Source organism: Apilactobacillus quenuiae (genome assembly GCF_002994005.1).
Classification (GTDB): domain Bacteria; phylum Bacillota; class Bacilli; order Lactobacillales; family Lactobacillaceae; genus Apilactobacillus; species Apilactobacillus quenuiae.
Genome location: NZ_POSN01000003.1, coordinates 157,744 through 171,093, shown reverse-complemented (window position 1 = coordinate 171,093; position 13,350 = coordinate 157,744). Strand labels below are relative to the sequence as shown.

The 13,350-nt window shown below is 29.0% G+C and carries 13 protein-coding genes and 1 pseudogene; 6 read left to right on the top strand and 8 right to left on the bottom strand.

Annotated features, from left to right (window positions below; translation table 11 throughout):
* Positions 1-43: 43 nt before the first annotated feature.
* Positions 44-1,423, top strand: a pseudogene (locus C7N44_RS04985) (aldehyde dehydrogenase family protein); the annotation flags it as partial.
* A 621-nt stretch (positions 1,424-2,044) separates the two neighbouring features.
* Here the strand turns inward: C7N44_RS04985 and C7N44_RS04975 are convergent.
* The gene (locus tag C7N44_RS04975) at positions 2,045-2,359 is read right to left on the bottom strand and encodes a hypothetical protein (RefSeq protein ID WP_157945049.1); all 315 of its coding nucleotides are present in this window, start codon (positions 2,357-2,359) and stop codon (positions 2,045-2,047) included.
* A gap of 297 nt (positions 2,360-2,656) precedes the next feature.
* On the opposite strand from C7N44_RS04975, the gene C7N44_RS04970 reads away from it, so the two are divergent.
* A complete protein-coding gene (locus tag C7N44_RS04970) occupies positions 2,657-4,006 on the top strand; it encodes a dihydrolipoyl dehydrogenase family protein (protein ID WP_167387290.1) in 1,350 nt (449 codons plus the stop codon).
* A 62-nt stretch (positions 4,007-4,068) separates the two neighbouring features.
* Here C7N44_RS04970 and C7N44_RS04965 read toward each other — a convergent pair whose 3' ends face one another.
* From C7N44_RS04965 to C7N44_RS04955, 3 genes are all read right to left on the bottom strand, one after another.
* The gene (locus C7N44_RS04965; protein ID WP_105956809.1) at positions 4,069-4,587 is read right to left on the bottom strand and encodes a GNAT family N-acetyltransferase; all 519 of its coding nucleotides are present in this window, start codon (positions 4,585-4,587) and stop codon (positions 4,069-4,071) included.
* Positions 4,588-4,658: 71 nt separating this feature from the next.
* On the bottom strand, positions 4,659-4,859 hold the full coding sequence (locus tag C7N44_RS04960) for a helix-turn-helix domain-containing protein (protein ID WP_105956808.1): 201 nt from the start codon (positions 4,857-4,859) through the stop codon (positions 4,659-4,661).
* A gap of 12 nt (positions 4,860-4,871) precedes the next feature.
* The gene (locus tag C7N44_RS04955) at positions 4,872-5,408 is read right to left on the bottom strand and encodes a DUF2975 domain-containing protein (protein WP_105956807.1); all 537 of its coding nucleotides are present in this window, start codon (positions 5,406-5,408) and stop codon (positions 4,872-4,874) included.
* A gap of 142 nt (positions 5,409-5,550) precedes the next feature.
* Here C7N44_RS04955 and C7N44_RS04950 point away from each other — a divergent pair, with 142 nt between their 5' ends.
* Positions 5,551-6,072, top strand: a complete 522-nt coding sequence (locus C7N44_RS04950; protein ID WP_105956806.1) for a hypothetical protein — start codon at positions 5,551-5,553, stop codon at positions 6,070-6,072.
* A 22-nt stretch (positions 6,073-6,094) separates the two neighbouring features.
* Positions 6,095-6,667, top strand: coding sequence for a hypothetical protein (locus tag C7N44_RS04945; protein WP_105956805.1), 573 nt, complete (start codon positions 6,095-6,097; stop codon positions 6,665-6,667).
* Positions 6,668-6,710: 43 nt separating this feature from the next.
* On the opposite strand, the gene C7N44_RS04940 is transcribed toward C7N44_RS04945, so the two are convergent.
* Together C7N44_RS04940 and C7N44_RS04935 are read right to left on the bottom strand one after the other, a co-directional pair.
* Positions 6,711-7,148 (bottom strand): hypothetical protein, encoded by a 438-nt coding sequence (locus tag C7N44_RS04940; RefSeq protein WP_157945048.1) that lies wholly within the window; start codon positions 7,146-7,148, stop codon positions 6,711-6,713.
* A 98-nt stretch (positions 7,149-7,246) separates the two neighbouring features.
* The gene (locus C7N44_RS04935) at positions 7,247-8,137 is read right to left on the bottom strand and encodes a hypothetical protein (protein ID WP_105956803.1); all 891 of its coding nucleotides are present in this window, start codon (positions 8,135-8,137) and stop codon (positions 7,247-7,249) included.
* Positions 8,138-8,339: 202 nt separating this feature from the next.
* Here C7N44_RS04935 and C7N44_RS04930 point away from each other — a divergent pair, with 202 nt between their 5' ends.
* Complete coding sequence (locus C7N44_RS04930) at positions 8,340-9,698, top strand: FAD-dependent oxidoreductase (protein WP_105956802.1); 1,359 nt, start codon at positions 8,340-8,342, stop codon at positions 9,696-9,698.
* Positions 9,699-10,203: 505 nt separating this feature from the next.
* On the opposite strand, the gene C7N44_RS04925 is transcribed toward C7N44_RS04930, so the two are convergent.
* Positions 10,204-11,112: a hypothetical protein gene (locus C7N44_RS04925; protein WP_105956801.1), complete on the bottom strand. Its 909-nt coding sequence runs from the start codon at positions 11,110-11,112 to the stop codon at positions 10,204-10,206.
* A gap of 171 nt (positions 11,113-11,283) precedes the next feature.
* Between C7N44_RS04925 and C7N44_RS04920 the strand changes: the two genes are divergently transcribed.
* Positions 11,284-11,775 (top strand): Lreu_0056 family protein, encoded by a 492-nt coding sequence (locus C7N44_RS04920; protein ID WP_105956800.1) that lies wholly within the window; start codon positions 11,284-11,286, stop codon positions 11,773-11,775.
* 1 nt (position 11,776) lies between these two features.
* On the opposite strand, the gene C7N44_RS04915 is transcribed toward C7N44_RS04920, so the two are convergent.
* Entirely contained in the window at positions 11,777-12,622 is an 846-nt protein-coding gene (locus C7N44_RS04915; RefSeq protein ID WP_167387289.1) for a replication initiator protein A, read from the bottom strand.
* Positions 12,623-13,350 lie beyond the last annotated feature (728 nt).

Below are 13,350 nucleotides of genomic sequence, written 5' to 3'. Positions count from 1 at the left end.
TACAATTTAAGAGTAATGACATATTAGGATTTTCTGAAGGAGGATGTTCTTAATGGTTCAAGTTGATGAAATGATTGATAAATTAGTAACAAAATCAAACGATGCATTAAAAGTTATGATGAATTTTGATCAAACAAAAGTTGATCAGATTGTTGATGCAATGGTAAAAGCTGGTTTGGAAAATAGTAAAGAACTAGCTGACATGGCCTATGAAGAAACTGGTCGCGGTGTTGCTCATGATAAGGCAATCAAAAATATCTTTGCTTCTGGTCAAGTTGGTCATCGCATTAAAGATCATAAAACAGTTGGAATTGTGGATAAAAATGATGAAAGAAAGACAGTTACAGTGGCTGAACCACTAGGTGTCTTAGCTGGGATTACACCAGTTACTAATCCAACTTCAACAACCTTGTTCAAAGCTATTTTGGCAATGAAAACTAGAAATCCAATCATTTTTAGTTTTCATCCTCAAGCAATGAAGAGTTCATCAAAGGCTGCACAAGTAGTATTAGATGCTGCGATTAAAGCAGGTGCTCCTGAAGGAAGTATCCAATGGATTACTGAACCAAGTATTGAAGCAACTAATAAATTAATTAATAATGATGGGGTCGCAACTACGTTAGCTACTGGCGGTCCTGCCATGGTAAAGGCGGCTTATTCAACTGGTAAGCCAGCATTGGGTGTAGGTCCTGGTAATGGTCCACTTTATGTTGAAAAATCAGCTGACTTAGAAGCGGCTGCTAATGATATTTTGGCATCAAAAACTTTTGATAACGGAATGATTTGTGCTACTGAAAATAGTTTAGTGATTGATAATGATATTTATGATGATTTAAAAGGTAAATTAACTGATAAGGGTGTTTACTTTATTAAAGAATCAGATCAAGAAAAATTAGCTAAAACTATGTTTAATGAAAAAACTGGTGGTGTGAATGGACCAATTGCTGGGCGTCCAGCTACTAAGATTGCTGAAATGGCTGGCATTGAAGTACCTTCTGATACTAAGGTACTAGCTGCTGAATTAACTGGCATTGGTCATGATTATTTGCTATCAGGTGAAAAATTATCGCCAGTGGTTTCAGTTTACAAGGCTTCCGACCACAAAGATGCTTTCAGAATTGTTGAAGCATTATTAAATTATGGTGGTTTAGGCCATACTGCAGCTATTCGTACTACTGATGATGACTTAATCACTGAATTTGGTTTAACCATGAAAGCTTGTCGTATTTTAGTTAATACCCAATGTGGTATTGGTGGTGTTGGTGATATTGTTAATGGAATGGATCCATCATTAACACTTGGAACCGGTTCATGGGGTTATAACTCCATTTCTCATAATGTAACTGATTCAGATTTATTAAACTATAAGATAATTGCTTACCCACTAGAAAATAAGAATTTTGAAAAATTAGTTGATAAATATATGTAAGAATAATAAAAAATGCTCTCAATTATTGAGAGTATTTTTTATTTTGTTTATGATATAATTCAAAAAGTTAGGGAGAAATTTTTTTGAATAAATATGATGAAGATTTTAAAATTCGTAGAAATAATATGATTCAACATAAAATTATTTGGATCTTAATTTTTATAGCTATATACTTAATATCTTGTATCATTTTGAGTTTCATCCCACTACTATTGTTATTAGATGCTCTTTTAGTTTTTATTATACCGTTACCGTTTATAATTGTTTTAATAAATTTATTAGTCATTTGGATCATTTCAGTATATCTAACTCATAAAATATATGGGACCTATGAATTTTAAAAACTTTTAGATGTTATAAGATATGGAGTATATAAATGGATATATATTTGCTATACATAATTTCTGTGTTACTTGCTACTATTGGATTAATTTTTTCTTTGTTATTACAAGTATTTGAAAAAAGGATTGAGTTAAAAACTGCTGTTGTAGCTTTTATTATTATTATAATTTCAGTATCGTTGCTTACATTTATTTTAGATACATTTATTTTTAAATGATTTTTCAACTATACAAAAAGCGCACTAAGATATTTTCTTAGTGCGCTTTTTTGTTCTTAAATTACTTTTTCTTTAGCAGGGTGAATGCCTTCTAATCTAATGCTTAATAAAGCATTATCACCTTTTCTAAAAATATCCACATATGGTGAAATTGATTCTTTACCATTTTGCATATATTTTTTGGCGTCATAATTTAATTTACTAATTAAATTCAACAATGATTTTGATAGGTTATCCAAATCATCTTTGTTTAAAATATTGTTATTGCCTGTAATTTTAATTGAATTCTTCTCGTCTTCAATATAGTTGAACATTTGATTCCTAATGCTTTTATCTTTGATCCAATAATCGCATCTAAGAATACTATGCACAAAATATTTTCTTCTGTAGCTATCCTTGTATTTAACTTTTGCTTTTGATTTGTTTTCATATGGATGTAATTGGACATTACTATATTTGGAATTTAATAATATTTTCTTTATTAAATCGTTGATCTTATTATCCCCTTATTAATTATTTTTAAATTTTATTATTTTATTAAATCTATGGTAACACTATTTTTTAGGATTATTACTATAAATTAAGTGAGCTTTTTAAGATATTTTTATTTTTAATTTTGCTACACTATGTAACATCAAATAAAATTAATATATGAAAGAAGTATGATTATGACTGAAAAATATGATGTTATGTTTATTGGAAGTGGCCATGCTACATGGCATGGAGCTTTGAAATTAGCTCAAAAAGGTAAAAAAGTAGCATTAATTGAAGGCGATAAAATTTTTGGTACTTGTACTAATTATGGCTGTAATGCTAAATTCTTGTTAGATCGACCTGCTGACGTTGTCCATCAGGTTGAAAATACTACTGGTCTAAAAGGTGAAGTGAAAATTGATTGGCCAGCTTTAATGGATCATAAACATAAAATGTTAGATTCAGATCCTGATCATAAGGCTATCAGAGAATCATTTCCTAAGTTAGGTATTGATATCATTGATGGTTGGGGTTCGATTAAAGATCAGAATCATGTGCAAGTTGGTGAAGATATTTATGAAACTGACTATATTGTGATTGGGACTGGGCTTCGTCCTTCTAAGTTGAATATTGATGGTCAAGAATACTTGCACGATAGTCGTGACTTTTTAAGCATGCCTACGATGCCTAAACATATAACGTTTATTGGAACTGGGATTATTTCATATGAATTTGCTGATCTAGCACATGCTGCAGGAGCAGAAGTTGAAGTGATTGGCCATTCTGATCAACCATTACGTAATTTCTATTCTAAATATGTTAAAAAACTAACAAAGAGAATGAAGAAAAACGGGATTAACTTTGATTTTAATCAAAATGTTGATTCAATTACTAAGACTGACGAAGGATTAGTCTTAAAGACTAAAGAAGGACTAAAAGTTAATACTGACTATGTATTAGATGCTACGGGAAGAGTTGCTAATTATGAACACCTAGGCTTAGATAAGCTAGATATTACAGCTGGTCCGAAAGGCATTAAGGTCGATGATCATTTAAGAACTAGTGTTAAGAACATCTTTGTTAGTGGGGATACAATTGATAAAAAAGAACCTAAGTTGACACCAACTGCTACTTTTGAATCTAATTACATTGCAAAAGAAATTTTAAATGATGATAATCCAGCAATTAAATACCCACCAATTGCTGAAGCATTATTCTCGTTACCACGTTTGGCCCAAGTTGGACTAAAGGTTCAAGATGTTAAAGACAATGATGATTATGAAATTAAAAGAGTCCCATATGGGATGTTAGTATTTGAACCTGCTTATAAAAATACATCTGAGGCAACGATTATTCTAAATAAAGCGCATCAAATTGTTGGGGCTACCATTTTAGGTAGTCAATCAGTACAAATTGCTAACGCATTGTCAATCATTATTAGTAAAAAAATGACTCCAGAAGAAGTGGATGAAGCTGCTATTATGGCATTTCCCGACGATATATATGGAATTATTCAATTACTTACTGGGTCTTTACCAGGTTAAGATAAATTTTAAGAGGTTAAATTCATTTTTGAATTTAGCCTCTTATTTTTATTTATATCTAGTTATCTAACAGTTTTCTTGAATAATAAGTCTCTTTGCTGATCATTTCCTAATTGGAAAACGTGGTCATCAAATTCTCTGAAGCCCATTCTTTTATAGAAATGAATAGCAGCTTCATTCTTTTCCCATACACCTAACCAAACAGTATTTAAGCCATTCTTTTTGGCTTGTTCCATTGCATAGTTGATTAAGAATGTGCCAAGGCATTTTCTTTTAAATTCTTTTTTGATGTAAATTCTTTCTACTTCTAATGCATTTTTGACTTTAAGTTCTGACTGGCTGTCTCCAATGTTTAATTTTAAATAGCCAGCTAATTTATGATCACAAAAAACAAATTTAAAATTACTATTTTGATCATTAATTTCTTTTTTAAGCTCATCAATATTGTAGGCTGTATCAAAGTGATTTTGCATATTTTCTTTACTATTATAGTCACCAAATGTGTCTCTAAAAGTTTCAATGCTAATGGCTTTTAATGTATCAACATTATCATTCTTGATGGGTGTCATATTAATATTCATAATTAAACCTCCTAGTATTTTTTTAAATGTTTATTCAATGCATTGATTAGTTATTATTTTATATACACAATTTAACTTATCCTTTTTATTATATCTCCAGGATTGCAATTTAATTCTTTGCATATTTTTTCTAGTGTATTAAATCTAATTCCTTTAGCCTTATTGTTTTTTAAAATTGATAAGTTAGCCTGAGTTATACCAATTCTTTTAGCTAGTTCTTTCGATGAAATATGTCTTTTTAACATAACTACATCTAAATTTATTTCTATCATTAAGTTTGCTCCTTAAATAACACTATCAGAGTCTTGCTGAACTTTAATTCCTTGTTTGAATACATTATATATAACGTAAATCGTAATTAAAATGATAAAATATATTATATAGTTAATTATTGAAGAATGACCAATATTAAATATTCCAGATATATTCTGCAATTTATTAATACTAGTATATACATTTATAATTAAATTAAATCCTATAAATGCAATGAAAGAATAAAGAATATTTCTTATAGAAATAGCATTATTTTGAATAAAGTAATTTTTTCTATCTAGATTATATATTATTTTTTTTATGTTTTTACTAATTAATATTAAGGTTACTAACATTAACATAATTAGAATTATAATTATGGAGCCATTAACATATATATTAGTATTAGCAATTCCTCTACTATAGGTTGATGCATTATCATTGTCTAAATGAAATAATAATATAATCATTCCAATTAAAAATATTACTTCAAAGAAATACATTATTATTAAAAAGACCTGGATTAATAATCTTGCAATCCTAAAAACTATTTTGTTCAAAGTATTCATAAAAATTATCTCCTTTTGTTAATTATTTTATTGTAAAACAATATTAAATTATTGTAAAACGATAACTAAGCTTTTGGATTTGTCTTTACTTAAATGAAAGTTTAAGCTTGAGATACATAATATTTAACTAAAGGAGATACTTATGGAATTATATAAAAAAACGGTAATTGGTTTTTGTTGCTCATTACTTTTAGCTTTAACATTATTTTTAGTTGTTAGTAATATATCAACTTACGCAAAGTATAAGGGCCATTATGAAACCCCAACGGAACTAAGAGGCAATTGGTATGAATCTGGGCAAAATAACTATGGAGATTGGCAAACTTATCATATGTATATTGGTAAGAAGGCAGTTTATCAAGATGGAATGAAATTATATGATATTAATGATCATAAAATGAATAGTGCATTTATGTTATATGTACAAAAAATTAATAAAAAAGATATGGATTTTGCTGGAAACACATATGTATTAAATGGAAAATTAGTTCCTTACAAAGATGAAAGCCCATATGTTTGGTTATCTAAAAACCGTATTCATGGTAAAAGAGTACTAAAGAGCTATACTCTTATGAATGGGATTGAAACATGGACTAGAAATAAAATTAAAAAAGACTACTCTGATTTACGTAGTAATATTAGTAAATCTAAAGTAGGAGTATAATTTAATTACAGGAAGTGATTTTATGAAAATTAATAAAAAATTTACATTACTATCATTGATATTAGCGCTTATGTTCTCATTTGTTTTAACTAGTAATGTTCATGCGTCTACTAATGGTGGTTGGAGAAAAGGTAACCCTAAAGTATTAGTTCGTAAGGGTGTTTGGCAAACTAATTATATTAAACATGGTGGAAATAAAAAAAGTAAGTTTAAATTTGAGCAATCTGGATATAATAGAACTTTTACTCTTTTCACAAAAGAAAGGGGATATAATCCACTAACAATTAATTATAATCTTAAGAAAAAAGAAATTGGTAGTGGGGTTCCATATTCAGCTATTGCTGGAATGAATCCATATTATAAATATATTGGTAATAATTATTATTTACTTAAAGCAGGTTCAATTCCATTTAAGCATCATAGTGCCATGTATTATGAATTTAATGATGATGGGATGGCTGGAGTTACTAATTTGATAAAAGTTCATGATAAAAATCATATTTCTATCTGGTCATTTTATAGTAATAAAACTAAAAACAATAAGTTAAATAGCAAGAAAAGTTATGAAGGATATTTTATTTACAACAATAAATAGAAAAAGTCGATGCCAACATTATGACATCGATTTTTTATTTTCATTATTTAACTTCAGAAGCCTTAATCCAGCCAATTTTTTCAACGTGTAAATATTCCACATTCTTAGCTGCTTTATAGCTCTTTTTATCTTTTAGTATTTTAGCAAGTTTAGCCTTGCTTTCTTTAACCACAATCTTTTTATCAACGCGTACTTTTTTGTCATTAACTTTAACTGTTTTAGCGTGGCTGAATGATACCACTGGTTGATCGGCCATAAACAAGGCTTGGTAAATTTTAATATCTTTAGTTTTTAACTTATATGTCTTAGCTTTCTTATAATTATCAACTTTATCTAAAGCAAATGATTTTTCACTTTCCTTATGATGAGTCACCTTATGACTATTTTGAGCAGCACTAGCGGTTACATCGGTAATGGCTGGAGTTACTGTTGCTAAAGGTAGTGCTAATGATAATGTTACTAACATTTTGTTCATTTTCAATTGCATCAAGTCCCTTTTAAGATAATTAAAATTAACCAATTCAGTTAATTTTTTATAATATTACTACCATTAATCTTAAAAGCAATTAATATATACTTTTATTTTTTAATCCGATTGTTTATTAACTTATGCAATAACTCATTATAAGTTACACACTCAGGAACTTTTACAAATTCACGCATATCAAAGTTAGTTTTATCATTAGCTTTATTTTCATAACCATTTAAGTTCATGATTAAGTCATCATCAATCATTTTATCTAAAGCTTTCTTTTGCTTAGGATATTTATTAGTAAAAGCCACATCATCTTCATTAAATAATCTAAAATCTCTAGCTGCCATCATATGGGCATCTAATAAAATACTGCATAATAATAATTTATTTTGTGCATGATTTCCCTTTAATAGACTTAATAAAGTATTCCTAGACGCTTTCTTATCAGGAATTTGGATTGCTATTTCAGAAATTAACTCAATAAATTTATCTATTTGTTGATCTTCTTTATGAACATAATTAGCAACATTAGGTTGATCATCGGTAACAACATAATTTAAATAATCTTTTACGCGATAATCCAACTCTTTATAAGTGACGGGCTTAGGCAAACCATTTTTAATCAAATTGTCCAAAGTGAATTTAACACTAATGCCACCAGTCTTATTAGGATGCTTATTAATATTACCAAATTTATCTAAGTCAATTAATTCATGATTCTTAGAATTATTCATTAAGCTAGTTTTAAATTTATTAGGTAGTTTAATTCCATCATTATCACAAATTGCAATTAATTTCTTAGTTAACTTACCAACAGTTACTAAGTTAAATTGACTTTTGGTTTTTACATATTCGTTAACTAATTTTTCCTTATCTGGAATAGCCATTTTTAAATCATTTTTTACATAATTTAAAATACTATCTAAGCTAACTACTTTGTCAGGATAATCTTTCGCAATTTTTTGTACTAAAGATAAAATATTATAATTAAACATAATAACTCCACCTTTCTCACAAAACCTTCACTTAAAGTATAGTCTGATTAAAATTGAGACTATAATATTTTGTTTCAAAATTGCTAATCATATAATTTGTAAATACCAAGTATATTTGTTATATTTTTCTTGTAGTTAATAATTGTTATAAAGTAAAAACTCTTATAAATTGTTCAAGAAATGAAAGGTAGGTTTATATTTTATGAAAGTTATAGTTTTAGGTTCTTCTCATGGTGGTTATGATGCTGTTCGTCAGATTTTATCAGACGCACCAGATACCGAAATTCAATGGTATGAAAAAGGAGATTTCATTTCTTTCCTATCTTGTGGGATGCAATTATATCTTGAAGGGGTAGTTAAACACGTTAATGATGTTAGTTATGCTAAACCTGATCAAATGCACAAAGAGGGCGTTGATGTTTTTGTAAAACAAGAAATTAGCGCTATTGATCCTGCAAATCATTCTGTTCATGTATTAAATCATAATGATGGTAGTGAACGAGACGAACATTATGATAAATTAATCATTAGTCCTGGAGCTAATCCAGCAAGCCTTGGTGTAAAAGGTGAGGACTTACAAAATATTTATAAAATGCGTGGCCGTGATTGGGCAATTAAACTAAAGGAAAAAACAGTTGATCCTACTGTAAAGAATGTTGCAGTGATTGGTTCTGGCTATATTGGCATTGAAGCTGCTGAAGTATTTGCTAAAGCTGGGATGCATGTTTCAATTATTGAATTTAATGAAAGATTACTAGGTGCTTATCTAGATAAAGAATTTACTGATACTTTAACTAAAGTCATGAAAGACCATAATGTTGATTTTTATGGTAATCAAGGAGTCGCCGAATATAAAGGTAATGATGGTAAAGTCACTACTGCAATTACTTCGAAGGGAAATGAAATTCCAGCTGATTTAGTAGTTGAAGCTGCCGGCATTCGTCCTAATACTGAATGGCTAGATGGTATCGTTGAGTTGGATGATCATGGCTTTATTAAGAACAATGAATATATGCAAACTAGCGAACCTGATATTTATGCAATTGGGGATGCAACGTTAGTACCATTTGCACCGACTGGAGAAAAATCAGTTATTGCATTAGCCACTAATGCTCGTCGTGAAGGTAAAACTGCTGCCATGAATGCATTAGGTCAAGAACATGCAATGGTTCCAGTATCAGGTTCAAGTGCCTTATCTGTATTTGATTACAAATTTGCTTCAACTGGGATTAAAGAAGGAACTGCATCTCGTTTTGATGTAAAAACTCAATCAACAACGGTAACTGATACATTTAGACCGCCATTTGTTCCAGATGAAGCTGGTAACGCTGAAGTACTATTTAAACTAACTTATAATCCAGAAACACATGCCATCTTGGGTGGCCAAGTTATGTCTACACAAGATTCTACCCAAAATATGAATGTAATTTCATTGGCCATTCAATCTCATATGAAAGTTGAAGACTTAGCTTATGCTGATTTCTTCTTCCAACCAGGATTTGACCGTCCATGGAATATTATTAATGTGGTTGCTCAACAAGCACTCAAAGATTTGAAATAAATAATAAAAATACCAATCTTAAAAAGATTGGTATTTTTTAGTATATGGTTTGATATACATCCTTAAAATAATCGAAATTAATATTTTAAAATCATTGCTATAATAAAACTATATTCTATATTAAAAGTTTTTAGAGGGTGTTTTTAATATAAGATATAAATAAATTATAGTAAGGAGCTATCGAAAATGGCAGATTCTATTTTACAAATTGTAAAATCATTTTTAAACATCTTTGGTATGTAATATAGTATTATCTTTTAAACGTTTATAGCTTAAGGTTGGCCTTATTTTAATTTTAAGAACACAATGTGATATTCACATTGTGTTCTTTTTTATTGAAAAATGTTTTAGTAAATCAAAAAGTTTTCCAATAAAATGGAAAACTTTTTAGAGAGAATCATAGCACAAAAGGTTGTGAACAATTTATCCACAATTAAATTATAAAAATAATTTGCATTTTCTGCCACCTAATATATTTGAATTAATTAGTATAATTTGCGAAAAATTATTTTTGATTCTTTGTATTTTTATTCTTATATTGAACTATTAATCCTACAATAATCGCAATTATTGTAATTAGAAAAATAAACATGCCACCAAAATCATCATCGTCATCAGATTCATCTTTAATTTTTTGGACTAGTTGTTTAATTTCGTCTTTAATATGATTTTGATATTTTGTGGTTACAGGTTCAATAACATGGCCTATCATTTTTCCATTAGCTTTATTAAATACCATTGATTCATTATCAAAAGTCAGATGATTATCTTTAATGAATTGTTTACCGACATCACTATTAGCGATAACAATCGGTATGTTAGGGTAAATATCTTTAAAATAATTGCTATAAACATTTTTGAGAGTAATGATTATTTTGTTTTGTTTTTTTAATGCATCCATATTTTCAACTGGATTAGGAATGTTTTTAGTTATCTTAATACGATTATAATAACGTTTTAGTTCACGTAATCTATTATGGTTGTAACCATTTGAATCACTATTATCTAAATGATGATTACTTACAAAATACCAATATGGTAAACCGTCTGCGCTACTATCACTTGGCTTTTTAATTTCGTTATATTTTCCATATTTGTCATTATTATTAATACTTTTGTTGTCATTTTGGTTTATTTTAGTTTGCTGATTAATATCCTTATCGGAAGCATCATCGTTAGCGTTATCTGACATTTCATCATCATCCATATTGTGCTTTGTGTTAGTATTAGTAGTTTCATCCTCATGTTCAGCACCAGTAGTTTCGGTTTCTTCATGAGTTGTTGTGGTTTCTTCGTGGGGAGTGGTTTCAGTAACATGAGCACCAGTACTAAATGCAAAGGCATTAATTTCCAATGAATTTATTCCTAATAATAGTGTTGCGATAATGCATAGTAAAAGTTTGGTTAATTTCATTAATTACTATGCTCCTTTCAATTATGTATTTTTAAAACGAATGCTATTCTAGCACTTTATTTATAAAATCCAATACAATATTTTTAGAATTTGTTTATAAATGTAATATGAATGCTCAGTACATAAGGTGTAAAATATACTTAAATTATTTTAGAAAGAAGCACATTAATTATGTTATTTTCAAAGAAATCAACAATGGCGTTATTAATTACAATGTTATTTATACCAGTTATGCTATTTGCAGTGAATAATGTATCGATTAATGCTAAGTCTAACGTTAGTACATATAGTCATTACAAATTGAACGATAAGAAGTTAGGGATAATGATGACTCTTAAGTATCTATATCCATTAAAATGGGTTAAAGCATATACAAAAATGGGTGCACTTTCCTATGCTGATAGTAAAAACAATATTATGATGAAAGGTTATTCTTATGTCACGGGAAACGGGGATCCAACTAGTTTTATCTACTATAAACATAATGGAAATACCGCTTATTATAAATACTGGTACGTTGGATCCAAACAAGATGTTGCTCATGGCCATTATATAAAGCAACGTCATGTTTCAATCAAATATTTAGTAAACAAATATTATCATAGCAAGTCACAAAAGAATTTTGTTAATTACTATGCAAGTAAGTTAAAAAATGAACAGTAACTTATTCGTCTAATTTGCGGATAGGGATGTTAAAATTGGTAACTTTATCCATATTTATTCGATCATGATAATCTAAAACGGCATCATCAAAAAACTTATATAGTGATTTCGCAATATAAGCATCTTTATTATAAATTTTATGATTAGTGCGTGTTTGAATAATTAAGTTGAGCATGACCTTTACTAAATCACTTTGCATATAATAATTCGTTTCAAAACGTAAAGCGTTTGTTGCTTTACAGTAGCCTCGTTTAATCAAACGATTAAGCGAGGCTTTTTTAGTTTTAAAGATTATTTGAGCGTAGTTATACAGGCAACTAGCATTTTCAGAATATTTCACTAAGGTATTAATTAAATCAGATTCAAAGGCGGCTTTGGATTTTAAACCATCAACTACATTTTGCATTAAATCAAATTCACTAATTTTTACAGTTCTATTTTGTTGTTGAATAGCTGTAACAGCTGTCTTAGATGTATTTTGTTTAAAGTTAGTTTGATTAGAGTTGTCATTTGCAACTTTCACGGGTTTAGAATGTAAACTATCGTCATGAAAATGAGGTAAAAAGAATCTAGTAGCACCATTAAAGACTTTCTTTTTAATGATGTAGCCACAAGTAGCTAACTTCTTATAAACATTAATTACGGTATTGCGACTAACGCCTAAATCTTTAATCATTTCTTCCACCGTATAAATAACGTAGTAGGCATTTACCTTCTGATCAAAAAATTCACGACGTTGAATTGAAGAATTCATTCGATCATATAAGTAAGCATAAGCTAAACGGGTATCATTGTTTAAACGTTCATCTTTGCGCAATTCGACATCAAATTTAATAAATTTTTTCATCATTATCCATCCTTTGGGATAGAAAAAGAGGGCACAAGTAATAAACTTGTCCCCTCATATATGTATTAGATATATTGCAACTACTCCTCAGCTCTTATATAATAACTAAGGAGCGTTAAAGGTTAACAAGTAAGTGCGATTACTCTGTTAGCTGGTCGATAATTACTGTCAATAATTGTCGATCAACGCTCTTTTTCTATGTTTTATTTTTGTATGCTTATAATTATAGCGGTTTTTGAGTGGGGTGTAAATAAGATAATTAGATGTAGATTCAAAATTAATTTTTTATGTATTTATAATTTTATATTAATTAATTTGTGGATATGCTATCATAATAAAAGTGAATGAAAATACTTGATCTGTAATTTTGGATTGTTGATTTGCCGCTGATCTTTTAGTGTATATCCCGCATGCGCGGGAGTGATTCTTGTGCCAATTTGTCTGGAGTTATTACCACTAAGTATATCCCGCATGCGCGGGAGTGATTCTAATTTCATTTCTCAGTGGTCCAAGAGCAGTCTGTATATCCCGCATGCGCGGGAGTGATTCTGAGTTAATGAGTATTTACAGCGATCTAGTACCGTTTATCCCGCATGCGCGGGAATGATTCTATTTAAAATCATACAAGTTATTTAGTTTCGTGGATATCATGAATACGTATGAGTTATATTTTTTACATTTTTTGTATATAAAAAAGGCCACAATTAAAGTGGCCTTTTAGTGTAATA